The sequence below is a fragment of the Rhodococcus sp. F64268 genome (genome assembly GCF_023015605.1).
Lineage (GTDB): Bacteria > Actinomycetota > Actinomycetes > Mycobacteriales > Mycobacteriaceae > Rhodococcus.
Map to the genome: position 1 here is coordinate 229,139 of NZ_JALKAI010000004.1, position 26,310 is coordinate 255,448.

24 protein-coding genes and 1 pseudogene are annotated in these 26,310 nt (G+C 63.7%); 8 read left to right on the forward strand and 17 right to left on the reverse strand.

The features are described from left to right. Positions 1–136 precede the first annotated feature (136 nt). A complete protein-coding gene (locus MWU77_RS11410) occupies positions 137–718 on the reverse strand; it encodes a TetR/AcrR family transcriptional regulator (protein ID WP_169689152.1) in 582 nt (193 codons plus the stop codon). A gap of 67 nt (positions 719–785) precedes the next feature. Here MWU77_RS11410 and MWU77_RS11415 point away from each other — a divergent pair, with 67 nt between their 5' ends. The 5 genes from MWU77_RS11415 (at position 786) to MWU77_RS11435 (ending at position 5,683) form a co-directional block, all read left to right on the forward strand. After that, a complete protein-coding gene (locus tag MWU77_RS11415) occupies positions 786–1,817 on the forward strand; it encodes an FAD-dependent monooxygenase (RefSeq protein WP_247273727.1) in 1,032 nt (343 codons plus the stop codon). Between the two features lie 77 nt (positions 1,818–1,894). Continuing rightward, on the forward strand, positions 1,895–2,212 hold the full coding sequence (locus MWU77_RS11420; RefSeq protein ID WP_169689150.1) for a type VII secretion target: 318 nt from the start codon (positions 1,895–1,897) through the stop codon (positions 2,210–2,212). Then, positions 2,213–4,579 (forward strand): hypothetical protein, encoded by a 2,367-nt coding sequence (locus tag MWU77_RS11425; protein WP_247273728.1) that lies wholly within the window; start codon positions 2,213–2,215, stop codon positions 4,577–4,579. Between the two features lie 41 nt (positions 4,580–4,620). Continuing rightward, positions 4,621–5,376: a hypothetical protein gene (locus tag MWU77_RS11430; RefSeq protein WP_247273729.1), complete on the forward strand. Its 756-nt coding sequence runs from the start codon at positions 4,621–4,623 to the stop codon at positions 5,374–5,376. Between the two features lie 16 nt (positions 5,377–5,392). Continuing rightward, a complete protein-coding gene (locus MWU77_RS11435) occupies positions 5,393–5,683 on the forward strand; it encodes a YbaB/EbfC family nucleoid-associated protein (protein WP_247273730.1) in 291 nt (96 codons plus the stop codon). A 43-nt stretch (positions 5,684–5,726) separates the two neighbouring features. Here MWU77_RS11435 and MWU77_RS11440 read toward each other — a convergent pair whose 3' ends face one another. Further along, positions 5,727–5,993, reverse strand: coding sequence for a DUF4235 domain-containing protein (locus MWU77_RS11440; protein WP_169689147.1), 267 nt, complete (start codon positions 5,991–5,993; stop codon positions 5,727–5,729). A gap of 188 nt (positions 5,994–6,181) precedes the next feature. On the opposite strand from MWU77_RS11440, the gene MWU77_RS11445 reads away from it, so the two are divergent. Next, positions 6,182–6,997, forward strand: coding sequence for a DUF1206 domain-containing protein (locus MWU77_RS11445; RefSeq protein WP_247273731.1), 816 nt, complete (start codon positions 6,182–6,184; stop codon positions 6,995–6,997). A gap of 13 nt (positions 6,998–7,010) precedes the next feature. Here MWU77_RS11445 and MWU77_RS11450 read toward each other — a convergent pair whose 3' ends face one another. From MWU77_RS11450 to MWU77_RS11500, 11 genes and pseudogenes are all read right to left on the reverse strand, one after another. Continuing rightward, positions 7,011–7,505 carry a DUF4383 domain-containing protein gene (locus MWU77_RS11450; RefSeq protein WP_247273732.1) on the reverse strand — a complete coding sequence of 165 codons (495 nt, stop codon included), beginning with the start codon at positions 7,503–7,505 and terminating at the stop codon, positions 7,011–7,013. A gap of 238 nt (positions 7,506–7,743) precedes the next feature. Further along, positions 7,744–9,863 (reverse strand): annotated as a pseudogene (locus MWU77_RS11455) (catalase). A gap of 80 nt (positions 9,864–9,943) precedes the next feature. Next, positions 9,944–11,425: a carboxylesterase/lipase family protein gene (locus MWU77_RS11460; protein WP_247273733.1), complete on the reverse strand. Its 1,482-nt coding sequence runs from the start codon at positions 11,423–11,425 to the stop codon at positions 9,944–9,946. A 95-nt stretch (positions 11,426–11,520) separates the two neighbouring features. Further along, a complete protein-coding gene (locus MWU77_RS11465; protein WP_247273734.1) occupies positions 11,521–14,379 on the reverse strand; it encodes a BTAD domain-containing putative transcriptional regulator in 2,859 nt (952 codons plus the stop codon). Between the two features lie 55 nt (positions 14,380–14,434). After that, complete coding sequence (locus MWU77_RS11470; protein WP_247273735.1) at positions 14,435–16,585, reverse strand: peptidase domain-containing ABC transporter; 2,151 nt, start codon at positions 16,583–16,585, stop codon at positions 14,435–14,437. A 13-nt stretch (positions 16,586–16,598) separates the two neighbouring features. Further along, complete coding sequence (locus tag MWU77_RS11475) at positions 16,599–17,714, reverse strand: TIGR04500 family putative peptide maturation system protein (RefSeq protein WP_247273736.1); 1,116 nt, start codon at positions 17,712–17,714, stop codon at positions 16,599–16,601. Continuing rightward, positions 17,711–18,724, reverse strand: a complete 1,014-nt coding sequence (locus MWU77_RS11480; RefSeq protein ID WP_247273737.1) for an MvdC/MvdD family ATP grasp protein — start codon at positions 18,722–18,724, stop codon at positions 17,711–17,713. The genes MWU77_RS11475 and MWU77_RS11480 overlap by 4 nt, the downstream gene beginning before the upstream one ends. 102 nt (positions 18,725–18,826) lie before the next feature. Next, positions 18,827–19,003, reverse strand: coding sequence for a hypothetical protein (locus MWU77_RS11485; RefSeq protein WP_247273738.1), 177 nt, complete (start codon positions 19,001–19,003; stop codon positions 18,827–18,829). Positions 19,004–19,465: 462 nt separating this feature from the next. Then, positions 19,466–20,197 carry a Clp protease N-terminal domain-containing protein gene (locus MWU77_RS11490; protein ID WP_169689138.1) on the reverse strand — a complete coding sequence of 244 codons (732 nt, stop codon included), beginning with the start codon at positions 20,195–20,197 and terminating at the stop codon, positions 19,466–19,468. 67 nt (positions 20,198–20,264) lie between these two features. Continuing rightward, complete coding sequence (locus tag MWU77_RS11495; protein WP_169689137.1) at positions 20,265–21,101, reverse strand: SDR family NAD(P)-dependent oxidoreductase; 837 nt, start codon at positions 21,099–21,101, stop codon at positions 20,265–20,267. Position 21,102: 1 nt separating this feature from the next. Then, positions 21,103–21,585, reverse strand: a complete 483-nt coding sequence (locus tag MWU77_RS11500; protein ID WP_247273739.1) for a nuclear transport factor 2 family protein — start codon at positions 21,583–21,585, stop codon at positions 21,103–21,105. A 221-nt stretch (positions 21,586–21,806) separates the two neighbouring features. On the opposite strand from MWU77_RS11500, the gene MWU77_RS11505 reads away from it, so the two are divergent. Continuing rightward, positions 21,807–22,334, forward strand: coding sequence for a hypothetical protein (locus tag MWU77_RS11505; protein WP_247273740.1), 528 nt, complete (start codon positions 21,807–21,809; stop codon positions 22,332–22,334). Between the two features lie 69 nt (positions 22,335–22,403). Here MWU77_RS11505 and MWU77_RS11510 read toward each other — a convergent pair whose 3' ends face one another. The 3 genes from MWU77_RS11510 to MWU77_RS11520 all read right to left on the reverse strand — a co-directional run bounded on the left by MWU77_RS11510 (position 22,404) and on the right by MWU77_RS11520 (position 24,299). Further along, positions 22,404–22,676: a GlsB/YeaQ/YmgE family stress response membrane protein gene (locus MWU77_RS11510; RefSeq protein ID WP_206040203.1), complete on the reverse strand. Its 273-nt coding sequence runs from the start codon at positions 22,674–22,676 to the stop codon at positions 22,404–22,406. Positions 22,677–22,866: 190 nt separating this feature from the next. After that, positions 22,867–23,730, reverse strand: coding sequence for an RNA polymerase sigma-70 factor (locus tag MWU77_RS11515; protein ID WP_247273741.1), 864 nt, complete (start codon positions 23,728–23,730; stop codon positions 22,867–22,869). Then, positions 23,727–24,299: a carboxymuconolactone decarboxylase family protein gene (locus MWU77_RS11520; protein ID WP_247274106.1), complete on the reverse strand. Its 573-nt coding sequence runs from the start codon at positions 24,297–24,299 to the stop codon at positions 23,727–23,729. Before MWU77_RS11520 ends, MWU77_RS11515 begins: the two co-directional genes overlap by 4 nt. 300 nt (positions 24,300–24,599) lie before the next feature. Here MWU77_RS11520 and MWU77_RS11525 point away from each other — a divergent pair, with 300 nt between their 5' ends. Beyond that, complete coding sequence (locus MWU77_RS11525; protein WP_169689131.1) at positions 24,600–24,992, forward strand: hypothetical protein; 393 nt, start codon at positions 24,600–24,602, stop codon at positions 24,990–24,992. 34 nt (positions 24,993–25,026) lie between these two features. Here the strand turns inward: MWU77_RS11525 and MWU77_RS11530 are convergent, their stop codons facing one another. Further along, entirely contained in the window at positions 25,027–26,295 is a 1,269-nt protein-coding gene (locus MWU77_RS11530) for a hypothetical protein (protein ID WP_247273742.1), read from the reverse strand. Between the last annotated feature and the right edge of the window lie 15 nt (positions 26,296–26,310).

Sequence of the window (26,310 nt, forward strand, 5' to 3'; positions counted from 1 at the left end):
CGATCGGTGGGACGTCGTGGGCCCACCGCCTCGCAACAAACGATATGCCAGGCCACGGGGGGTTACGCAAGCAAGGCTGCCCTACTTTGCACGTGAGCAGCGGAAATATGCCGGTAACCGGCCCGTAGCGGGGGCGTCACCGCGCACGCTGCGGACGCAGCACAGCTTCGAGGATGCGGCGAATCCCCTCCCTCGGGTCCGGGTCGCTTCCGGACGTCAGCCGATGCAAGATCACCCCGTCGAGATAGTCGACGAGAAGCCGCGCACCGGCGTCGGATTCACCCGGGCCGTCCACTCCGAGATCTGCCAGCATCGACGCGCCCCACGCCCTCAGCTCGCTGCGTCTGATCTCCACCGCGGTGCGCAGGTCCGGCACGGCCATGGCCTCGACGAACATCGCGAAGCGCGCCCGGGTCCGCACCGTGTCGCTGTCGGTCGAGAACAGCACGTATCCGCACAGCAGATCCTCGAGCTCACGTTCGTCGCGCGGGGCTGTCGATGCGGCGCCCGCGAGCGCCGCCACGTCGGCCCGGTCGCGTTCGAGGAGGCGATCGAGGACTCCTTCGACCAACGCCTGACGCGTGCGGAAGTAGTTCGATGTCGACCCGGCCGGCACGTCGGCGATCGAGTCGACCCGCCGATGCGTGAGTGCCCGCAGTCCTTCGGATCCGAGCAGTTCGATCGCGGCGTCGAGCACAGCGGTGCGTTTGTCGGTCACATCCCGATCCTACGACGATCACTACACCCGTAGTGACAACTCACTACAGGCGTAGTACGTTGCGTGCATGACCACGACATTCGCAGGAAAGGCCGCCGTACTCGGTGGAGGCATCGGCGGACTTACCGCTGCAAACACCCTCATCGCCCGCGGCTGGCACGTGGACGTCTTCGAACGCGCAGCGTCGCCACCCGGCACCGGAACCGCACTTGGACTGTGGCCCGAAGCCGCCCGGGCACTCGAACTCGCAGGCGTGGGCGGGCAGGCACAGCGCCTCGGCGTGCTGCAAGAATCCGGCGCGCTCATGAGATGGGACGGAAAGGTCCTCGGACGCTTCAGCGACATCCGTACGCCGGCGATCCTGCTGTCTCGTCCCGCCCTGCTCGGCCTCCTCCTCGGGGCCCTCCCCACCGGCACCGTCAAGTTCGGTTCCACCGCCCCTCCACTCGCCGACCTCAGGGGATACGACGTGGTGGTGGGCGCCGACGGCCTCGGCAGTGCAGTACGTGAACAACTCTTCGGACCGTCGTACCGCCCCACCCACTCCGGCTACGCGGCCTGGCGCGGTTGGGTACCTGGAGCCACCACGGCGATGAGCGAGACGTGGGGGCCGGGCGCACTGTTCGGGATCACCCCGCGCGACGGCGACCTCACCAACTGGTTCGCGGCCGTGCGCGCGCCTGCGGGTGGAGCGGGCACGGTCGACGAACTCCGTGCACGCTTCGGGAACTGGCATCCCGCAGTGCGCGACGTCCTCGACCGAATCGACCCCGCAACTGTCCTGCACCACGATCTGTACGAGTCACCGGCTCTGCCGTCGTACGTACGCGGCAACACCGCACTGATCGGCGACGCCGCACACGCGATGACCCCCAATCTCGGCAGAGGCGCCTGCGAAGCGATGGTCGATGGCGCGACACTCGGGTCCTTGTTGACCGAACATCCGGTCATCGACGCTCTCGGTCTCTACGGCCGGGCCCGACGCCGTCGCACCCAACTGCTGGTACGTGCATCTCGGATGGTCGCTCGGGTAGCAACGGCGACTCGGCTCACCGGCGTGCGCAACACCGTGATGGGGACGGTCATCCGCTTCGCCTGAAATTCGGTGGAACCGATCGGTCGGCTGCTGCGTCCAACCCTGATGGGACGGCCTCGAGATACAGGAGTTGGTTGCGGATGACATCGTTGCAAGTCGACATCGACGCGCTGAGAGCCTTCGCGGCAGCCTTGACGGCGGAGGCCGACACCATCGGCGAGCTGAAGCCGGAAACTCCCCTCGCGGGGGCGGCCGGAGCGATGACGCCCTCGGCGGTCGGTAGTGCGCTCACGCGCGCCGAAGCTCCACTGCGCACCGCGTACCACGCCATGTCCGTCTGCCTGCATCGCATGGCCGAAGCAACATCCGCCGGAGCGACGAACTACGAGATCACCGAGGACGAATTCAGACGGCAGGTCGAGGCGGTAGGAAGTAGCTTCGAAAGCACCGTGTCGTAGGTGTCGACACTCTCACAGATCCGCGCGCTCGACCCCGCTTCGCTCACAACTGCAGCCGACGCCACCGAGACCGCGAACATCGCATTCGGTAAAGCAACCGATCAGGTCGATCGTCACGTCGACCACGCATTCAGCACCTGGCACGGCGACGCTGCCGTAGCCGCAGCCGCACGGGCGTGGAGCGATCGCGTCGTCGGCCGTGGCATTGCCAACGCGGTAGCAGAGCAGGTCGATGCCCTTCGTGCCGCATCCGCGGCACTGATTCCCGCCCGCGACAACGTGGTTCGCATCGCCGACAATGCATCCGCTGCGGGCTTCACCGTCCACGACGACGGCACTGTCGTCCCGCCCAGGTGCGACACGGGAGACTCCCGCGCCGATACCGTCGGGCAGGCATGTCTCGACGACGAAGCCCTCACATTCGAGGTGCAATTGAAATCTGCACTGACCTCCTTCGATCAACTCGACAACGACGCCGCCGACGCGATCGACCAGACCACCATCCGACTGTCGACGTTCGGAGGAGACTTCCGCACCCAGGGACTGTGGACGTTGGGTGGACCGGACGGCCACGAAGACGCCGAACTCGTCAGGTCCGGCCGTGCCCGCGACTCCGACCTCGAACGCATCGGACGGGCACTGTCCTCCGACAGTGGCGTGAGCATCGAATACCTCGATGCCTTCTACAACGGGCTCGGCCAGGACGAGCTGACAGAACTCTTCGCGACCTTCAAGCAATGGGAGGCCGACGGCGATCCCGGTGCGGCAGGGTGGGCCGATGCGGTGGGCAACGGTCTGCTCACATTGTCGAACCCCGACTACGGTGGCGGTTGGGGCCGGGTGCCACAGGACATCCGCGACACCCTCCATTACGGATACGAACCCGGGCCACGTGAACCGGGTTCCGCTATCCGGTTGGACCGTCTCGACGCACTCGGGACGATGCTCGGCGAAGCGAATCCCGAGTATCGGCCCGGCGCCCAGATGGGGGTCGAGCTGAATCGGGTCGCGGGATACATGGCGGGGGTGCCGACTTATGCCGACCCGCACGTGGTTCCCACACCCGATCCTTCCTATTACGACAAGACTGCGCGGACGTTCCTCGACATCGGTACACGCAATCCCGATGCGTCGTACCACCTGTTGTCGGGTACCGGTGTCGACGGTTCCCCTGCACAATTCGATCGCGACGAAGTACTCGTGCCCCTGCTCACCCGCGAGTGGGAGGACGACGGCGCCACCCTTGCCGGTCTCACCGACTGGATCGCCGCAGACGCAATCCCGCCCGACCCGACCGATCCCGTCGACGTCGCCCGGGCAGAGCGGGCAGGGCAGGCGGCCTTCGGTCTGGCCGAGTCGCTGTCGTCACCCGAATCGGGATGGGACGGCAGCAACAACTTCGATCGCTTCCTCCATATGCCCGAAACGGATGGACTTCTTTCCGACCGCACGATCGGAGAGGTCAACCCCCTTGCAGTACAGTCCTTCTCGGAAGCACTGGCACCGTATGCGTCCGACATGGTCGGAGCTGACGAGGACGCCACACCCACCCACGGCTTCGGCGACCTCGGCCCTGTCCCCGCAACCCGGGTGTTCACCCTCCTCGACACCGACCCCGCAGCCGGTGCACTAGCCAACGGCGCAGCACTCGCGCAGGCCACCGACTTCGATCGACGGTTTGCGCTGGATCAGGTGGGTGGTGAAGGGAAGTACAGCTACGGAACGTATTCGGGCCGGTTGCAGAGTCTCGTCGAGGTGGGATTGAGCAGTGCGTACGAGAACGAGAGAGCCATCGAGCAGGCTGCGATCGACACCCGAAACCAGTACCGTTCGGACGCATACGCGGTGGCGCAGACTCTTGTCACCGGCGCTGTGACAGCGCTTCCGGGCGGGATGGTCGCCGGGCCGATGGCTTATTCGACCGGGGTCCTCCTGGACTCCGCAATCATCAATGCTGAAGGACAATACGTGGGTCACGCATCAGGAATAGAGGGCCTGGATACCTCGATGTATCTGACGGAGACAAGCGCGCAGAACACCATCCGGTTCAACATGCTGCAGGCGCTCTCCGAGTCCGGGCAAGTGAACGCCGCATCACTTCCGTCCGATTGGACAGAAGAAGGAGTCCTCCGCGAGCGCAAGGATATTCCTGATAGCAAACTGACCAATCAAGCGTCCTGGATCTTGACCGACGCCGGAATCCGTAGGGATATACAAGACGCCTACCTGATCACAGCCGACGCCGGCCAACAAGATCTTCGCAGCATCATCTATGCCGACCAGAGAGATGGCGAAGCCGGTTTCCGCGAAGTGCTCCTCGGCGACGCGGTCGCGGCCGGGGGTGGACGATGGGCCTATTCACAATGAATTCAAGCGCAGCACGGATATTTCTTTCCAGCACAGCAGCGTTGAGTATTCTGGTTCTCGCATCCTGCTCGCAGAAAGCTCCGGAGAAACCAACCGCGATGGTTACGCCATCGCAAAACCAATCCCCTGCGCAGATACGCAACGCCACCTTCACCTGGTCTGCCGAGCCAGGCATCGATTTGGGCGACTATCGGGGACTTCTCATCCGCGCAGCATACGAGTCAATGATCATTGCCCACTACGGTGGTATGGACGCAACCTACCCAGGATTCACGGAAGCACTCGACCCCAAGTATGGCTCCCAAATCAACACCCGATGGGACCAATCACTCGCCGGAACCATGCGATCGCATATTCTCCAGATCACGGAGACCGACCTCGGCTTCAAAGCCACTGTATGCAGTCAGCCTTCGCAATTCGCAATCCGTGAAGCCGACGGAACGTACCGCATCACCAACGTGTCCGGAAGTGAGGAGTACGTCCAGTTCGACCACATCGCCTACAGCTCCGACAACCCCAGACTCGACCCCGAGGACTTCTGGTCGACCGTACACAACACCGGGCCATTTCCAGAACCACCAGGCTTGCCAGTTTCCGAAAACCAATGGTCCGCACCCACCGAAGACCTCTTCTCCGACACCGGCTACACCATCACCTTCGGCGCAGACCTCGGCGAAACAATGCACCGCTGCCAAGACTGGGGACGCAGCATCGAACCCGACGTCCCGGCCGAGGGTTCCGAAACCATCCGCTCCCCCATCCCACCCAGAACCCTGCCCGCCTACCCCGGCTGGTGACACAAAGGAGAACGTCGTGACCCGAACCGAAGAGTTCTCGTCGAAGGTCCGCAGGATCCAGAACGAGATCGACGTGATCAGAGGCAACGGAACGTCGCACGGGATCCAGATGACCGTGTCCCCCACGGGCCGGATTCTGAGTCTGGAGATCCCTCCCCACGCGTACGACCTGTCGCCTCGTGCTCTCTCCGACCACATCGCGAGCGCGCACGCGTCTGCCTATTCGGACGCGAATGAGAGGGCTCGGAACGTCAGGGCGGAACTCGCCGAAGACCCGAGGGTTCGGCGCATCCTCACCGAGACCTGAGACTCGTCGCCGCGTCGCCCTCGGGCGAAGGGGGAGAAGTAGGTTATTCCGGCGACACGTGCGTCACCTTCTTGAAGCCGCTCGCGGTAGCCCGGTCCACGCCTGCCTTCACAATGCCGAAGATCAGCCCCTGGACTGCCGCCGCAACGAGCACGTCGCGGGTCTTCTGCGACAAGTCCTGCGGTTCGGGCTTCTCACCACTACCGATCCGCTTCCATACCTGATTGAAGACCGCACCGGCGAGCAGGCCTCCACCGACGCTTGCTGCAAGGGCGAGTGGTTTGTAGAAGATCACGCGTGCGTCGGCCATGGGTTGCTTCCTCCTCCATTGCGGCACCGGCCGGTGCCGCCATCTCCGTCCGAATTACCCGCCGCGTCTCCCCCGCAAACAGGCCATTGATCGGGGGTTTCCGACGAGGCCTCTCCGGGTACTCCTGCCCTGGCCTCGATACGGGGCAAATGCGACTCGTAGGCGGAGGTCACGGACGTGGGAACAAAATGAGGACAGGCGAAGTCGGCCGTGGTGCCCGAAGAGCCGCACGCAGCCGAGGATTCGAACGCGGCGCACGATTCGGCCATGTCGTCAGTGGAGTACTCCATCTGCTGATCGGCATGCTCGCCGTCGCGGTCGCTTTCGGTTCGAGGGAGAACATCGATCAGTCGGGCGCGCTGGCCACACTGGCCGACAAACCCGGAGGTCGCATCGCGCTATGGGTTCTTTCGGTGGGATTCGTCGCGATGGCACTGTGGCGGGTGGTCGAGGCGGTGTGGGGCGGGCAGAGTGAACACGCGAGGTCGAACTCACCGCTGGACCGCGTCAAAGCCATGGGAATCGCCGCCGTGTACGTTGGATTATCTTACTCGACAATTGGTTTCGCGCAGGGATCCGGAAAGTCCAGCGGCGAGCAGAATGCCGCGCTCAGTGCCCGGCTGATGCAATCGTTGCCGGGCAAAGCGCTGTTGATCGTCGCTGCGCTGATCCTCTTGGGTGTCGGGGGTTATCACGTGTACAAGGGCGTCACACGGGGATTCCGCGACGACCTGACTACCTATGACCGGACCGGGGCGGGCAGGTGGATCGAGCCCCTCGCCGTGGTGGGTTACGTCGCGAAAGGGATCACGATCGTCGGAGTGGGAATCCTCGTGGTCATCGCCACGGTGCGGAGCGACCCCAGCCAGGCGACCGGACTGGATGGAGCATTGAAGACGCTGGGGGCGCAGCCGTTCGGCGCGGTGCTGCTCACTTGCGCAGGGGCCGGTGTGGCGATCTACGGTCTGTACTGCTTTGCGATGGCCCGCTACGCCAAGATGTAGAAGCGCGCCCCCGTCACCCGCGTCGAGGGCGGAGTCGTTTCCTGCGCGGCAGACGCTTCCCGGGTAACAGGGGACGTTGACTACCCCGAGGATCGACGGCGAGCAACACCATCACCACACCGAGTGCGATATGGAGCCAATTGTCGGCGTTGTTGACCGGGAGGACGTTGGCGACACTGTGGTGATCGATGAGCATCCCGTACACCGCCAACGCCAGGTAGAGACAACCGCCGGCTACAAGATAAATGCGCGACCAGACCAAGCGGCGCGCAGCCAGCACACCGGCTACGCCGAAGATCAGGTGCACGACATTGTGCACCACCGACACTTGGAAGAAGCCGAGCAGATGCGCCTGCGAATCGGCTCCCACGTGCAGGATCGTGCCGTAGTTGGACGTCAGGCCGGGGACGAAGCCGAGGACGCCGATGATCAGGAAGACGAAGGCGACGACGAGCGCGTAGCCCTGCACTCGGCGCCGAGACGCGAAAATCGGATCGTCGACACTCATCGCTGCCTCGGTATCGTGCACTGAAACGGTCGGGAAAACGGAGATACCCACTCGACGGTGGCGCCAAACGGGGTGCCAAACGGGGTGCAGGATCGGCCGATCGGGTCCGCCGCGACCACGAAGATGAAGAGCCCGTAAATAACAACTGGCCGCAGCGAGAATATCAGCTGCGACCAGAGGTAACGAAAGAATAACTTGGGGTTCCCGAACTTGAAACCCCAGGTTCCGGTGAGGTCTGTCACACGGTGTCGCGCTCCCATACCCGGTGCGACCCGAGAAGTTCGAGCACTTGGGAAACCAGTGTCTGGGGATCGCTTGCCGTGGCGACACCGGGTGCCGCGGTGTTCCCGAGCGCCCCGGTTCCGGCCCCCCACGCTCCGAGCGCCTTCTGATGCCGGAACAGCTCGTCGACGAGCACGCTCACCCGAGCATCTGCGGGCGACGCCACGAAGAGCACGGCGTCGAACTCGATCGACCTCGCGGTCAGGAAGGTGCGCGAGACCGGTACCGCGCCTGCGCCCAACGTTCCACCGTGCGGCGCGATGACCAGCGGAACTACGCCTGCGGCGTCGAGCGCTCGGACCGCTGCCTGCAGTTCACCGACATCGGTGGCATCGTCGGCCACGATTTCCACGACACGCCCGTCGACGGGCCACGTCGAACCGACCTGCGACAATGCCGGGCTCGGCGTGGGATCACCGAGGGGCACGGTCGGTTCCGGAGCCGGAAGTCCGAGTCCGGCAGCCACCGTCGCACACAGGTCGCGATCGATGTTCGCGAGCTCCTGCAGGCCGCGTTCCTTGATCGCCTGTTCGTAGCACTTTCCGAGTTCGAACGTATAGGCACCGGCCACATGCTGCTTCTCGACCTCGGACAAGCTCACATAGGACAAGCGGACCTGCGAGAAGTGATCGTCGAACGACCGCGCGGCCGCGCGTTCCTTCTTCGCAACCGGAAGCTCGTGCGGGAAGTCGATGAAGGCCCCATCCTCGAGCGACGCAGTGAACGGACACCCTCCGTCGAGCGAGTTCGGTCGATACGGTGCAACTCCCGTGTGCACCGCATGCTGGTGGAAACCGTCGCGGAGCATGTCGTTGACCGGGGCGTGGGTGCGGTTGATGGGAATCTGGGCGAAGTTCGGGCCGCCGAGCCGTGTGATCTGCGTGTCGAGATAGGAGAACAGACGCCCCTGCAGAAGCGGGTCATCGGTGACGTCGATACCCGGGACGAGATGCCCTGGGTGGAATGCGACCTGCTCGGTCTCGGCGAAGAAGTTGCTCGGATTCGCGTTGAGCGCCATGGTGCCGATGATCTGCACCGGCGCGAGTTCCTCTGGAACGATCTTGGTGGGATCGAGCAGGTCGATGCCCTCGAACATCTGCTCCGGAGTATCCGGGAACACCTGCACACCGAGATCCCACTCCGGATACGCGCCCGCCTCGATTGCATCGGCGAGGTCACGTCGATGAAAGTCGGGGTCGAATCCGTTGATCAACTGGGCTTCCTCCCACACCACCGAGTGCACTCCGAGGCGCGGCTTCCAGTGGAACTTGACGAGCGAGGTCCCCCCGACTCGTTGATCAACCGGAACGTGTGGATACCGAAGCCTTCCATCATCCGGTACGACCGCGGGATTCCCCGATCGGACATGTTCCACATCGTGTGCGCGGCGGCCTCGGTGTGGAGGGTGACGAAATCCCAGAACGTGTCGTGGGCGCTCTGGGCCTGCGGGATCTCACGATCAGGATGGGGCTTACCCGCATGGATGATGTCGGGGAACTTGATGGCGTCCTGGATGAAGAACACGGGAATGTTGTTTCCCACAAGGTCGAAGACACCCTCATCGGTGTAGAACTTGGTTGCGAATCCGCGAGTGTCGCGCACCACGTCGGCCGAGCCCCGCGAACCGAGCACCGTCGAGAAGCGCACGAACACCGGAGTTTCCACACCCTTGCCGAGGAATCCGGCACGGGTCAGGCTCGTCGCGGCACCGTTACCGCGAAACACTCCGTGTGCCGCGGCGCCGCGTGCGTGCACGACACGCTCGGGGATGCGTTCGTGGTCGAATTGTGTGATCTTTTCGCGGAGATGGTGGTCCTGCAGCAGGGTGGGGCCGCGTTCCCCTGCCTTGAGGGAATGATCGGTATCTGTGAGACGCGCCCCCTGCGCGGTGGTCAGATAGCGGCCCTGCTGCGCGCGCTTGCGCTCCGCGTCGACCGGAGCGCCGGATGCGGTCACTCCGGCGGGTTCGGACTGGTCGGGTTTGGCTTCGAGCGGGTCCACCGGCGTCGTGGGCTCCTCGACGCTCGGTTCAATGGATGACGGTGTACCTGGAATCTTGGGGGTCTCGCCGGGCATGTGGTTACTCCGACCCAAGAGGAGCTGGGCTGTATACGACTACCCTGCGGACTACCCTCCGGCTCGAGGAACAAACGTCGTCACCGGAGCCCGTGCCACAACTGACGCAGGTCGGGCTCGGCATCGTCGACGGTCTCGCAGATCTCACCGAAGACCATCTCGGTACGCTGCTGTCCATACGCTGCCCACCCGGGCGCACCGGTCGTCACGAAGGTCACCCACGCCTGATGCATTCGTTGCGCGAGTCCCTGAGGAGGCGTGGGCCCTGCCAGGGCGCTATTGCCCGGGACATGGAGGTTGTCGAACGCGAAGCCGATGTCCAGCGCGTGCGTCGCACCGAGCCGGCCATCGAGTACGGGTGTTTTCCAGTCGAACCGATACACGTAGGTGGCGACGTCATGCGCGGCACGCGCCTCGGCGATGCGCACGGCCGGAATCCGATACATCCAGTCACGCAGCACATGCATGAGCACCTGCCCCGGTGTCGAGTCCGGCCGGGCCGACCGATAGGCATCGAGGGCGGCGGGTTCGGTGAGCCCGTACCGGGCCGCGAGTACGCGAAGACTGTTGTCGTCGATCATCGAATCGACTCCTGAGGGCACGAAGAACAAGGTCATCTCGTCCTCGTTGTGGCCGATCAGGAGATCGACGTCGGAGCGGGCCTCGGCAGCGAGACGGTCGACGGGCAGCTCCGGCAGCACCGTGCCGTCAATATACGGCTCGAATGCCATTGCATGAGTGGGTATCTCACCCCATTTCGAAGCGTCCTTGTCGCCACGGATACGCACGGTCAGCTCTTCCTGCGCCGTGATGAGCCGGTCGGGGTCGACAGCCGAGAAGCCCGCGCGAGTGGGTTCGATGTCGAGAGCCTCGGCGAGCGCACCCGACACCGTGCGCGCAGTGTCGGCCGACAGCGCCGAATGACCCGCTCCGCTCTGGGCTATCGCCCTGTGGAACAGGCCTTGCGCCGCGGGCATCGCGAGCAGCGCCCCGACGCTCATCCCACCCGCCGACTCACCGACAATCGTCACCGAATGGGGATTGCCGCCGAACTTCGCGATGTTGTCCCGGACCCATTCGAGCGCCGCCAGTTGATCGAGCAGACCCCGGTTGGCCGGGGCATCGTCCACCAGCGCGAAGCCCTCGGCCCCGAGCCGGTAGTTGTTACTGACGAAAACCACGCCGTCGCGTGCAAAGTTCGCTCCGTCGTAGATCGGTATCGCACTGCTGCCGTGGACGAATGCGCCGCCGTGGATCCACACGAGCACCGGCAGCGAAGCCTCGAGGTCGGGGGTCCACACATTCAGGTTCAGCGGGTTCTCACCCGGAATCATCACCTCCTCGAGCAGCTTGTCGAGCGGTGGTCCGTAGGGCGGTTGAGGTGCGGTCGGACCGAATTCGGTCGCGTCTCGCACGTCGGTCCAGTGAGGTGCAGGTTCCGGCGCGGCGAACCGGCGGTCGCCGGAAGGCGTGGCCGCATACGGAATACCTTTGAACACTGCAGTGCCGTCCACGACCCTTCCCCGTACCCGGCCACGTGTGGTCTCGACGACGGGATTCATTCGCTCTCCTCATGTTCGGGCTGTGATCGTCAGCATCGCATGCCGAACCGGCGACGCGCAGGGAACCGACGCCAGAAGTCCCTGTTACGGCACGTTCAGCGCGATGGCGACGTAGCCATGATCAGAGCATTCACTTCCTCACGGGTGAGACCGGAACCTTCGGCGCAGTACGCGTCGAAGGTTCCGGTGCGTGCCGCCGCTGTCATCGCCGCATGTTCCTGGGGACCGTACGGATCGAGTAGGTCGGCCTGCACGCCCGCGCGTTCACCGTGCGCACGTGCAGCTCCGAGGACACGCGCCGCGTCTGCTGTCCGTCCTGCTTGCGCGAGGGCTGCTGCCGCGGTGTGCATGGTGACGATCCACCCGGTGACTTCGGCGTCCTCTTCGAGAATCGGGAGGATCTCACGTGCGAGTGCCAGACCTCGACGGTGGTCGTTGGAGTCCGCGGCGATCTTGGCCAGCGCCCACAGCGAACAGATCGGTACCCATCGATAACCGCACCGGCGGCCGACGTCGACGGATGTCCGCAACGTCTCCGGTGCCGCACTGTCACCACCACCCCGCTGGGCTATCCCCAGCACCATCAGTAGTGAAGCCGCGATCCAGTCGTCACCGAGCGAACCTGCGACTTCGAGCCTTCGCTGCACGATGCCTACGGCCCCACCGTGGTCGCCGCACACCGTTCGGTAGTACGCCCGCAGGGAATCTGCGTAGGCGATCTCCGCTGCATCGCCGGCCTCATGGAGTATCGACCACGCCCGTTCACTGTGGTGCAGGGCGGATTCGGAATCGCCGGTGAGATCGGTCAGGAGTGCCGTGCCCATGAGCGCCCTGCCGAGATGCGCCGCTTTCGGCACAATCGGATGCCGGTCGACACCGTCGATCCCGAATCGCAAGAACCTCAGCCCTTCCGACACATTGCCTTGCCGGTACCAGAACCAGTACAGCGCACCCGACAATTCGAGAACGTAATGGGAGTCGCCCCGGTCGACCGCTGCGGTCAGCGCTGCTCGATGCTCCGCGCTGTCTGCGAAGAGCTCGGACACTGCATTTCGCGCACCGGACCCACGCAGTTCGGCGGCCAGGGCGGTAGCTCTGCGGACCACCCAGGCGTAATATTCAGACGCAATGCGCTCGCGCTCGTCAGGCAGCATTTGTTGTGCTGCAAATTGTTTTATCGTCTGCAGCATCACATATCGCCGGGTCCGGGTACCGGGTACCACCGACAGCAACGATCGCCGCACCAATGCGCGTACGGTCTCGACCGCGCGAAGCGGCTCGGTCTCGCCGAGCAAGGCCGCAGCTCCGTGGATGTCGAAACTTCCGGCGAACACCGACAGTGCACGCAACGCCGAAGCCGCTGTGTCATCGAGTGACCGATAACTCCAGCCGACAGTGTCCATCAGACTGCGTCGGCGTGCTCCGAGACGTCTCGGACCTTCGGTGAGCAGAGTGAACCGATCGGTCAACCCATCGGCGATCTGCTCTTCGGACAGCACACACAATTGTGCAGCGGCGAGTTCGAGCGCAAGCGGAAGCCCGTCGAGGCCTTCACAGATCCTGTGTACCGATACGCGATCCGAGTCCATCAGTGTCCAGCTCGAATCGAATGAAGCGGCGCGATCAGCGAACAGTTCTTCAGCAGAATCGTGATCGAGAGGCCTCACCTCGTATCCGAATTCGCCGTCCACGTCCAACAATTCCCGACTGGTGGCAAGAATGCGCACGTGCGGGCACTGCGTGAGAAGCACCGACACGAGGTGTGCCGCTGCGTCGACGAGGTGCTCACAATTGTCCAGAATGAGATAGGTCGTGCGTGAGCCGATCAGCTCGGCGAGTTGCTCCGGAGTGTCCACGCTCGGCACACCGAGTGTCTGCGCCACGGTCACAACGATCGACGACTCGTCGACGACTCCGGCAAGGTCTACGAACCAGGTGCCGTCGCCGATTCGCACACCTGCGGCCACATCGAGGGCAAGGCGCGTCTTCCCGACTCCGCCCGGGCCGAAGAGGGTGACGAGAGCGTGCTTGCCCAGCAGTTCCGGCACCCGCGACAGGTCACCCGCACGTCCGATCAACCGACTGCGAGAAACAGGCAGGGCCGGAGGCATCTTCGGCGGCTCATCGGTGATCACTGCGGCCTCGGGCGCCGGCGCTGGCGGCACCGGCATCGCATCATCCACGACCTCGTGCGAGAGGATCTTTCGCTCGAGTTCCACGATGAGCGCACCTGGATCGACACCGAGCTCGTCCATCAGTGTCCGCCGCAGCGTCCGAATCGCGGCAAGCGAGTCGGCCTGACGACCGCTCAGATACATGGCACGCGCCAGCAACGCCCACGCGTTCTCGTCGAGCGGATACCGATTTACGAGAGCCTCCGCGGTACGGAGGGCCTCCTGGGCGCGTCCGCGCGAGAGGTCGATGTCGACGAGTGCACACGATGCGTCGCGGTACAGCCCGTCCAGTCGTGTCCGTTCGGGAACGATACCGGCGAGGTGTGCAGTGTCCTGGTACGGTTCGCCCCTCCACAGCCCGAGCGCCTCGTTGAGAAGCACTGCGGCATCGTCGGGAGCAGGCGGCGCCGATCCGGCGCGAACACCGTGGGCCTCCCTCACAAGAGCATCGAATCGGGCCGAGTCCAGTTCAGCGACCCGCAATGCATAGTGCGATCCGCTGCGCACGACCGGACCGTGCTGCCCGCGGCCACGCAGAGGATCGAGATGACGCCGCAGCTTCGACACGGCGAAATGAAGTGCGTTCGCCGTCGGCGCCGGAACGTCGTGCCACACATCGGCGAGAAGCTGCGCCGCACTCACCGCGTGCGGCGCCGCGACCGCAAGTGAAGCGAGCAGGGCGCGTTGACGTGGTCCGCCGAGATCGACCGACACACCGTCACGGAACGCCGTGACCGGGCCGAGAACACAGACGGTGATCCGTGCAGGTACCGAGCCCACGTGACATCCCCCGAACGGTCACGGCCCCACTTCCGGGGACCTGCAGACCTCGAGGTTACCGCCCTGATTCCGCACACATCCCTGCATAGATCCCCTGGCGCTCGAGCAGCTGTGCGTGACTGCCGCGTTCGACGACCCTGCCTGCCTCGAGCACCAAGATCAGGTCGGCGGTGCGCACCGTCGACAAGCGATGTGCGATGACGATGCGGGTCTGGCGCAGCTGCCTGAGTCCGGTTACCACCGCAGCTTCGGTCATGGAATCCAAGGCGCTCGTCGCCTCGTCGAACAACAACACCCGAGGTCGAGTCAAGAGTGCACGAGCTATCGCCACGCGCTGCTGCTGCCCACCGGAAAGACCACCGCCCTCGCGGAGAACCGTGTCGTAGCCCATCGGCAGCGCAACAACATCCTCGTGGATCTGCGCGAGAGAGGCCGCGTGCACGATATCCGCGAACGGCGCGTCGGGATTGCCCGTGGCAATGTTGTCGGCGATGCTCCCGGTGAACAGGGTGCTGTCCTGCGTCACCACGCCGAACTGTGCACGCAGTGACCGCGCCTCCAAGCACCGCGCGTCGAGTCCGTCGTAGAGAACGGTGCCTTCCTCTGGGACGTACAACCCGAGCAGCAGGCGCGCGAGCGTGCTCTTCCCCGAACCCGACCGCCCCACCAACGCGACTGTGGTGCCCGCCGGAATATCGCACTCGATGCCGCGGAGCACCCACGGGGACCTCGGGCCATATCGGAAGCCGACGTCCCGAAGCCGGATCGATCCGGAAAGCGGCGGCGCCGTATGGACTTCGAGACCGGCCTGTTCCGAATCCGATTCGAGGATATCCTGAAGGCGCCGTGCATATGCTGCAGCGGACTGCAGATACTGCACGAGTGTGAGCAACGACGTCACGCATCCGAGCGCTACTAATGCCATCCCGTTGACCGCAATCAGCTGACCGAGTGAAAGCCTGCCGCTCACCACATGAACCGCCCCGACGAACAGGAGCACCGCGGGCGCAACCGCACGCAAAGCCGCCTGTGCGGCGTCGACCAGTCCCGACACGAGCGAACTGCGGACCGACACGGCGAGAGCATGTTCGAACAATCGCTTCCACCGGGCAATCACCACAGCCTCGGTTCCCGACGCCTTCACCGTCTCGACACCGCGAATACTCTCGATGAGCGTGCCCTCCGCTTCGGCCGCCGTCGCAGCCTCACGTTGCAAGAGATCGACAACTCGTCGATGCACAACGCCGATCAGCAACGCCTGCACCACTGTCAGTGCCAGCAGTCCGACCCCGACGCTCGGTGCCCACCACATCACTATTGCGACATAGGTGAGGGCAAGTGGACCGTCGAGCAGAGCAGCCACAACCCTCTCGGTGAACAGATCACGAATTGTACTGATACCGCCGATGCGTTGAGCAACGTCGTTGGTGCCCCGTCGCATGAAGTACGTGAACGGCAGTGCGAACAGTCGCTCGACCGAATAACCGGTGAGCACGGCATCGACCCGCCGACGGATCCGAGCGATGACCACGGTACGCAGTGCCCCCAGAGCAAGGAGCACGAAGGCGATACCCGCCACCGCAACCGCAAGCATGCCCAAGAGCCCGAAATCGGACTCGGGAACGACCCTGTCGACGAACAGTGCGGTGAGCAAAGGGACTATGACACCGACGATCTGCAGAATCACCGCTGCACTCAGGACCCCCGCAAACGATGCGCGGTTACCCCGCCACACGAGTCCGAGGAAGTCTCGCCGCCAGCGGGTATCGCGGTGCCGTACCTGCCGCGTCTTCGACGATATGTCGCCCGCACCGAACTCGAGCACAACACCCGAGTACCGCTCCGCGAAATCAGTGTGCGTCAGGCGCTGTCGTCCCCGACTCGGATCCACCACCACCACGTATCGCGCCGTCGCACGGTCGACGACGACAAAGTGGTTGTGATCCCAATGCACCACGGCCGGCAACCTCGTGTGTCCGTCGGCGATCGACTCGGCGGGCCGGCCGAACGCACGCACGTCCAGCCCATAGTCGCGGGCAACCTGAACAAGCGCGAGTGCCGTCGTCCCGTCGCGCCCGACCGCAAGGTTGTCCGCCACGTCGTTGACCGGGGTCGGTGCACCGTAGAAGTCGAGAATCATGGCCAGGCATGCTGCACCGCAGTCCGAGATCCCCGACTGGTGTCGCAACCGAACCCTGCGCTTCACGACTTTGCCCCTGTCATGACGCCATGCCCGCCGTCACTCGATCGGTCTTCTCGGCCTCGCCCCAGAACCACTCGACACGCGCGGCGCGCCTGCGCTCGGCAAGCCACTCGTCGAACAGTCGACGCTCGACGATGTGCAGAGCAGCGGCGTCGTTCCGCGTTCGATACACGGCGAGGACCTGCACAACCTCCCATTCGCCATAGCTCACCTCGGCTGCCATCACCGTCCCCGGCTCCGCAGCGAAAATCAGATTTGCGAGTTCGCCGTCAAGATCGCCGCGCCCGACGTCGCAGAATTCCGCCTTCCCGCGACCGTCGGCTACGACAAGCCCCAGTTCGCCTGCAAAGTAACGGATCGCGTCATCCGCCTCGTAGGTATGAACGTCGGCAACCCGTGCCGCGAACTCGCGTGCCTCTGCACGGTCCGGGAACACAGCGCGCGCGATACGCGCACGGTCGAGGGTCTCTCCATGCTCGCGCAGCCATGCAGACGCACGATCGGCGACCACGCGACGACGAAGGCTCGCAAGCTCGGCTTCGTGCCGGACTGTTCGCTCGAACATGATCGGGCTCAGATGATTCTGCGCCATCCATGCCTCGGTTTCGTGACGAGTGAGCAGACCTCGCGCCCGGCGGAATGCGTCGGCAGCCTCCTGCAGCTGGATTTCTGTCAGCTCGACAGGATTTTCCTCCAAAGCGATACGTATCACGCAAGCATCGATGAGTCCGGTGAGGAGGTCCGGACGATCCCACATCCCGTCGAGATGCAGAATGGCGTCGCCGACCGTGAGTGTCTCCCCGTCGACGGACAACAGGGTCGATTCACCGGCTCGTCGTGCTCCTCGAAGCGGCCACGGCACAGTCGAGGGCGGCGACCACGACACCGTTGTCACGTTTCCCTCCGTGTCGGTGATGAGCAGTGCGCTCTGGGACGATTCGTCGAACGGTTCCACGTGTCGCACGAGCCGCATCCGGACTTCGGGATTCTTCTCACGTAGGACACGGAGGGCTTCCGATGAGTGCGCTTGCTCGTCGCCGAATGGACTGTTCTTCAGGCGGATCACGTCCAGGAGCGCCGACAGTAGACTCGCGTCGACGCGATGGTCTTGCGACGGCATGGTGGGGGTCATCGGAAAGCTCCGTTCGTCGAGGATCGTGAAAACCGTTCGTCGGAGGACACCAGCAGGTCTGCTACCGCGTCCGCAATCGGGATACCTGTCGCTTCTTCGAGCCACAGCCATTGGCCGCCTGGATTGATCTCTAGGAAGACATAGCGCCCGTCGGGTGTGAAGATCAGATCCAGTGCGCCGTAGTTCAGGTCGAACTCGGTCACGAGTCGAACGCAGCGCTCGGCTATTTCGTCCGGCAGCGAGTGAACTGCGTACAGGCCTTGCGTGGAGTCGTACTTGCGCCAGTCGCCGCGAGCATGATTGCTTCGCTGGCTGTCGATTTCAACCGCAAACGCACGATCACCGACGACTGTCACCCGCAGTTCGACGAGTTTGGGTACGTAGGCCTGCGTGATCACCGGGCAGAAACGGATCGCATCGGCCGAAGCGAGATCCATAGTGGTAGGTACCTCAGAGAATCGAACGAAGCTGCGTCCGCCCACGCCAAGACTGGGATTGTCCAAGGGCTTCGTGATGATTTGTCCGTCATGGTGATCCCAGAAATCCAGAAACTCTTCCGGATCCGTCGTGACGAGTGTCGGAGGTATCTCCAAACCGAGCGCACCCGCACGAGACAGTTGTTCAGGCTTGCATGATGCATGTCGTATGGACCGCATTTTTCCAGGTACCGAAAGGCAATCCAGACTGTCCCATATGTACGCGGAGAACGTACCGCCTTCGTCCCGAATGCATTCTTGTGCAATGGGATCCTCGATCTCGGGCGCTGGGGTGGTCGGGCTGGGTCGGCGGCACCAGATGCTGTCGACAGCATTGAGATCAAGAGGACGCCCCGACCCGAGAAGCGTGCGTCCGATGAGTCCGGACCGGTCGTACGACACAGACATTGCTGCGTTGGATGGGAAGTCACCCGGATCGAAGATTGTGTACCTCGCCTGGCGCTGGATCAGCCGTTCGATCACGGCGTCCGCGTGCAAATCACCGGGTTGAGTAAGGACGAGAACATGGGGCATGGGACGAAACCCTCCAGGACAACCCGGGGCACACTGTGGTGCCCCGGGCCAAGGACCGCTACGCATCCCAAGGGGACACAGTTCAGTTCGCCTGCGGGGTTCTCAGCATCGGCTCCGCGGGTCGCCGGGAAGGGTCCGATCCGGCCAGTCTCCCGATTCCATTTTGAGCACGGTCGGTTGCTGACAAATTTTCGGCCTGCCGCCCACGACGCCGGCCAGGTGTGATTCGTCCAGTTCGGCGCCGGTCGCGGAAATCGTGTCGATTGCGAACTTACTCATTCGGCTCTCCTCGCGTTATCGGTGCCGGACCTCCCGGCAGCATGGACATCGTCACGAGGACCGCTGTGCAGACTCTGAGCAATGAATTAGCGCAGCAGATACACCGCCACCGGACACTGCTGCTGGACACGACTCGGCGAGGGACACAATTGTGCGTCCCTCGCCGAGTCGAGTGACCGGTATTCCGGACTCAAGGCAGGATTGGATCGTCCCCTTGGATAGGGCTATCGGGGGTGCAGCCGGTCCGCTCCCTGTCACCCCGACTCGTGGGCCGGCCGCCGACAATCCGAGCAAGCCGTGATTCGTCCAGTTCCACGCCCTCCACCGGAATTGTGTCGATGACGAATGTGCGCATGTCAGATCTCCTCGCGTCGCGTGCGTGCCGGACGTTCCGGCACAGGGTCACGTTCGCGGAAGGCACTGTGCGGATTCTGAGCAACTTCGGGCAGGGTTGGGTTCGTGCTACTTCTCCTGCTCGGCAATAATCGCGTCGAGCGCTTCGGCTACGTGCGCTTCGACCGTCGACTTGTCGACACCCGCCGACGACAACGCTCCCGTTCCGTTCTCCAGTTCGAGGAGCGCGAGGAGAATGTGCTCGGTGCCCACGTAGTTGTGGCCGAGTCGAAGCGCCTCCCGGAACGTCAGTTCCAGAGCTTTTCGAGCGCGCGCGTCGTATGGAATGAGCTCGGGTACCTGACCGGTCGTCTTCGCCGGAAGCGCAGCAAGAACGGTACGTCGTAGTTCGCCCTGCGCGACACCCTGCGCGGCCATCGCGCGGGCCGCAAGACCCTCTGGTTCCGCGAACAACCCGAGAACGAGGTGTTCGGGCGTGATCTCGACATTGCCTGCGGCGCGTGCCTCGTTCATCGAGGCCATCACCACGTTCCTCGCGCGGGGTGTGAATCGGTTGAATCCCTCGTTCGGGTCGAGATCGTTGTCGGCCTTGGACACGAATCGCTTCTGGGCAGCCTGTTTGGAGACGCCCATGCGCTGGCCGATCTCCGACCACGACGCACCGGAGCGTCGGGCCTGGTCGACGAAATGGCCGATGAGGTGGTCGGCGACCTCCCCGAGGTGTTCGGCGGCGATCATGGCGTCCTGGAGTTGATCGAGGGCGTCGGGATGAACTTTCTTTATCGCCTCGATGAGGTCGTCGAGGCGAATCGGATGGTTGCTACGCGCTGGTTCCGTCATGCGTCAACCATAGGTTGACGCATGCCCGGTCGTCAACCATGGATTGACGTTGGGTACACCCGGTCGATCAGCCTCCGAACACCGGGCCTCCCCCGAAAATGTTCCGATGCGAATCCGGCTGGTTTCCTTCGATGTCCACGACGCCGTAATCCAACGCGGCCTCGGCTGTGATCAGAGTGGATCCACTGCGTTCGTTCACCTTCGGATCGGTAGCCAACGCAGCGATGACCCGTCCGATGAACTCCGGGGTCTCGGCGTTGGCGAGTGGGAATCCCTGGAAGTTGTCGAGGCCGCGTGCCAGCATCGCTTCGTTCTTCACCAGTCCCGGCCACAACGACAAAGCGGTCACGCCGGTGCCGCGCAGGTCGACGGCCATGTCGGCCACCATCTTGTCCAGACCCGCCTTCGACATCCCGTACAGCACCGAATGCAGGTACCCACGGGTGCCGAAGGAGGAGATGTTGACGATCATGCCACTTCCACGAGGCACCATGAGCTTGGCAGCCTCGACCGACGCGACGTAATGAGCTCTCAGACCCACACCGATGAGGCTGTCCCAGTCGTCCACCGGCCGCTTCCAGAACGGCTCACTGAAGCCGGCAAACCCTTTCGGGCTCGCCCATACGTTGTTCACCAGCAGGTCGAGACGGTCGCTTTGTTCGTCCGCGATTCGCGTGAACAGATCCTGGATCTGCTTGTCGTCCAGGTGATCGCACTGTACAGCGATACCGCGTCCGCCTCGTTCGGTGACCATGGCGGCGGTCCGGTCGAGCGGGCCGTCCACGCCGACGGGTCCGCGGGCCGTGACGTAGACCGTCCACCCGGCCGAACCGAGCGCACACGCGACCCCTCTACCGACACTGCGGCTCGCTCCGGTGACGAGGGCGATCTTGCGCTCAGGCATGCTACTGGACCACTTTCACATCGTCTGTCAGGGGACGTTCGATCGACCACAGCACCTTCACGTGGCACCTGGCGACCTTCCATTCGCCGTTCTCGACCGCGTAGTCGTCGTCGTAGTCGAGGGCGGTGACCCGTTCGGTACGGGCGTTCAGATCCACCTGGCGGAAACGCAGCGTCCACGCGCCGGTGGCGGTAGCCGGACCGGTGAGCTGGATGCTGGGGTGCATGCCGTGGTGCATGTCGAGGATGACGTACCGATCATCGACACGCTGCAGGGCGATTCTGGAGTAGATGTCGACCAGCCCGTCCGCGTCGTCGAAGCTACCGAGCGCAGGACCGTAGTAGATGTCGGCTCCCCGCTCGACGAAACACGCGCGCATGGCTTCAGGATCCTTGGCGTCGCACGCCCGGAAATATCGATGCTTGAGCATCTTGATCTGTTCAAGAGCTTCGAGGCGATCGAGGCGCTCTTCGACGGTCGGCATATCACTGTCCCTTCCGCGTGGATCCGATGTGCCGGACACTAACCGCGTGCGCCGAGCGGGCATACGAAGGCTCCCGCTGGACAGGATCCGTCACCAGGCCACTCTCGGTGATGAGCATCTTCAGTTGTGACATATACATATTCGCTGAGGTATCGGTCACGAATGACATCCCGCCCTCGATAGACAGGTCGTATGCGGATCGAGATATCGGAGGAGTCGTCATGAGTAAGCAGAATATGCGTCGTATGGGTGCTTCGGTGCTCACCGCGGTCGGAATGGGTGCAGCCATGGTTGTCGGTGGAGGAGGTGTTGCGAACGCTGCACCGACGTCCACCGACATGACGTGCACGAGCGCGAATCCGCTTCCGTGGTCGCCGTCGTTCACGTGGTTCGTCCGCGCATCGTCCGGCGGATCACTTCCCCCGGGAGGTGACCAACTGGAGCCTGCACTTCTGCTCAGCGGCGGCAACGATCTACCTCGTCCGACGGGTGGCATCCTCTCGGCCATCGGACCCAACTGGTACGGGACACAGGTACTCGTCGACTGGACCAACCGGAACACGGGCGAGTCCGGGCGCAGCGTCAGCGATCAGGCGGCCTGGAGCCCGAACCCCGGTATCCCGATCAACCGGACGTTTACGGGGACGGGCACTGTCGATTTCACCGTGACCGTCCAGACCGGCGGAGGATGGTGGTTCATCAACACCAAGAACTCCGTATGCCAGGGCACCATCGACGTCGTCCCCTGAGACCGAGCGACCGACCGACACGCCGTGGCCGACATCGAGTCGGCCACGGCGAGATTCAGGCAGCAGGGGTCAACGGCGAACGCCGCGCCCCGTAACTGCCTTGACAAGGAACAGCAGAATAACCGCGCCGAGCAGGCACGTCAGGAAGCTGAAGATCAGTCCGCCACCCTCGACGTCGACTCCAAGCAGATTCAGCAGGAAGCCGCCGAGCAGGCCACCGATGATGCCGACGACGATGTTGAGGAGAATGCCCTGTTGGGCGTCGGTGCCCATGATTTTGCTACCGATCCAGCCGGCCAGGCCGCCGATGATGATCCAGCCGATAATTCCGAGTCCGAGCATCGCTACAAAGTCCCTTCTCGTTCATCAAGGCGAGCGATGTCCGGCACAGATCCACTCCGTGCCGGACATCGACAGCGTTCTCGCTGTATACCCATCGAGGAGCGGACTACACCTGTTTTGCGTAGATTTTCGGATGCGTGGCATTCGTGCAGCTGAAGCCCGCACAGTCCGTGAGTTGCCCGGCGACGTCTCACCGCCGCAGCTCCACCGTCTCGTTCATGCGTCCCAGTTTGTGCGGATTGGCGATCCCGTAGATGTGGGTGATCCTGCCGTGGGCAATCACCACACTCACCACGACTGTGGCGCCGTTCGCAGTCAGGCGTGCACCCGCCATACCGTTGATCCGAGTGGCGGCCACCTCGAAACCCCGAAGCTTCGGGTAGCGAACCAGCAGCGAGGCGAGACGCCGCGCTCCGATGACCGGCTTCTTCGATGCCGGCGCCACTCCACCGCCGTCCGCAATCGCGACGACATCCGGGGCGAGGACCTCCATCAACGCCTGGATATCGCCCGTCGTGACTGCTGCCAGGAACTTCTCGACAACCACAGACTGCGCGCCCGGATCGACCTCCATCCGGGGTCGTCGCGCGGCGACATGTCTGCGGGCACGGTGAGCGATCTGTCGGACCGATGCCGGAGTCTTGTCCACCGCTGCGGCGATCTCCTCGTACGGAGTATCGAAAACCTCACGCAATACGAAGACCGCGCGTTCTGCCGGTGCGAGTGTCTCGAGCACGGTGAGCATCGCGATGGAGAGGCTGTCGGCCAGTTCGACATCTTCCGCAATATCGGGAGTGGTCAGCACAGGCTCGGGCAGCCATTCCCCGATGTACTCCTCGCGTCGCCGCGCCGATGTCCGTAACTGGTTGAGCGACAGACGAGTGACGATCCGGACCAGGTAGGCGCGGGCGTCGCGTACCTCCGTTCTGTCCGCGGCATCCCACCGCAGCCACGCTTCCTGGACGACGTCCTCGGCGTCGGCAGCGGAACCGAGCATCTCGTACGCGACCGTGAAGAGCAGGCTGCGGTGGGTGACGAACGGATCGTCGGTCATGACTTCGACGGTACGGCGAGTGGCGCAAGAGCGCAGCTCGCCGCATATTCCTCCGAACCCACACCGAGCGCGATGTTGGAGCGTGTCGAGAAGTTCGAGAACGCGATGTGGGCCGTCAACTCGACCAGTGCGGCCGGACCGAGTGCATCGAGAAGGCGGGCCGACAGTTCGTCGGTGACGGTCGGTGGAGTAACGCTCATCGCCTCGGCGTACTCCATCACGTCGCGTTCGAGTGGTGTGAACACTGCGGACTCGCGCCACCTCGGCGTCTCACGCGCCTTCTTCTCGTCGAGTCCCTTGTTGTGTGCCTCGAAATACCCGTAATCGAGGCAGAATTCGCATCCGACGAGCGCCGCCACCGCCATTTGGGCGAACGACTTCAGATTCTCGTCGCACCGGTCCCATTTCTTGACTTTGCGGCCGACACTGAGACTGAAGTTCATCACCTTTCGGTTGTGCCACGACACGGCCACACCGTCGGGTACGTTGCCGACCATGCGTCGCGCTATGGCCTTGACGAGTCCGCCGTAGAGTCCGGTCATTTCCGCCGGTGGGATTCTGGTGGTCATCATTCCTCCGATCGAAGTGGTGTCGACATGAAGACACCGGCGACGCCTCGAATGTGACATCCGGTTCGAAATTTCGGGCTCGATGACTCAGCGCATCGTCGGGCACCGAATGCGCCCGGCCAATGTAATGAATTCTGTATCGTGCCCGATGTGGAGGGCATGAAAATCTCACGCCGATTTACTTCAGCTGCAGCTGCCGGACTGCTGGGCACTGCAATGTTCGTTGCGGCGCCGGGTGTGGCCAGTGCCGCCGACCCATGTCAGCTCGGATGGTCGAATGTGGGACCGCGATCCTGCGTTATGAACAATGTTGCGACAGCGCCGGTGTTGACGTTGGGAAATGGCATCTGCGCAGGCATATTGAGCGCATCCGGCACCGCGTACGACGGGCCGTTGTACGAGTACTCGAATGCGCCCGGTTCCACTCATTCCGTGGAACTGCGTATCACGCAAGGGTTCTCGCCTTTGGGAGAGTGGGCTCCGACCTTGCTGGCCTGCGACGTCACTGCCATCATCGATTGGCGAAATCTCGACACCGGCCAGAGCGGCTCGGTGAGCCATTTCGTTCCCGCGCGCCACTCGAGCACCTATCCGATGGTCGTGCAGGTGCATCCGGGCCAGGGCCGGGTTCAGCTCACCCTGCGCACAGACCGTCCGAATATCCCGGTGTCGACCGAAGTGATCGTGCCCTGACACCACGACACCTGCAATACCGGGCGCCGAGCCATTACGCAGCGTTGTCCCGGCTCGGCCTCCGGTACTGCAACCACGCCATCGCGGCACCGCACGCAATCACCGATGCCACCGACGCAGCGACCGTCATCACCGTCCATGTGCTCGGCACATCTTCCGGAAAGTCCTGATTCGCTTCGGTGAGCGGGGTGTATGCGGTCCACCCGAACTGGATCATCAGCGGCAGCGCCATCACGGCCGGCAGTGTCAGCGACGTCGCAGTCACAGTTGCGGTGGAGGGCAGGGACGCGACGATCGTGTATGCGGCAGCACACGGTAGGGCGAAGATCGTCGCCACGAAATGCATGTTGTCCCATGGTGCCCGCTCGAAGATCGCTGTTGCCGTGACGAGCGCCAGCACTCCGATCCCGACAAGAGGTACCGGATACCGGCGGCCGAGCCACACACCGAGAGCCACCAGTATCGACGGGATCAACAGGATCGGCCACGCGCCCGGGGTCAATTCCTCTGCTGCACGAGCCGAGACGAGCAGTGCAGTAGCGGCGAGAAGCAGCTTTCCGGAGCGGTTCCGCAAGCTCAGTGCCGCGATGATCACGATCGGCACGATCAGGACGCCCAGAACCCATCGCCCCTGCCCGAAATCGCTCGTCGGCGTGTACAGGGCACGGTCGAACGACCAGTACAAGACGATTGCGATAAAAGGGATTCCGACACCGGCCACCAACTCACGCATGTCCCACGCCCGTGCGTCGCCCGTATCGACACCACCGATCACCACTGTCGCGATCGCGAGGACAGCGACGGCGACCGCCGAGCTCAACCACACGACATTCGCGGGTTGCTCGCTCACCTCGACATACGCCGTCCAGCCGGGGGACGAGGCCGCAAACATTCGGTATTCGGCGATCGGCGACGCCGTCAACAGACCGGCGACCACAGCGCCAGAAAGTACGCTCTGCCGACACAGCAGTTGCGGTCCCCAGCACATCGCCGACAGGCCACCGAGAATCAGGCCCGCGCCGATCGTCGCAGGATAGATGTCGTAACTCCATGCTCCGGGCAACGCGACGATCGCCACGAGCAGAGCCCCTGCGAGGACCGTGGTTGCCACCTGTGAGCGGCCGCGGCACACCGTTGCCGCGAGCATCGCCACGATCGAGCCCGCCGCAGCCGCTGCGACATCGGAATCGAACACCGAGCTCGAGCCGAAGTCGATGTAGGTGTCGACGCTGGGCTCACCCAGTACGACACCTGATGAAACACCCCCGACGACGATGAGGACGCATCGCAAGGCAGAGACCATGCCGCCACCTTCGCC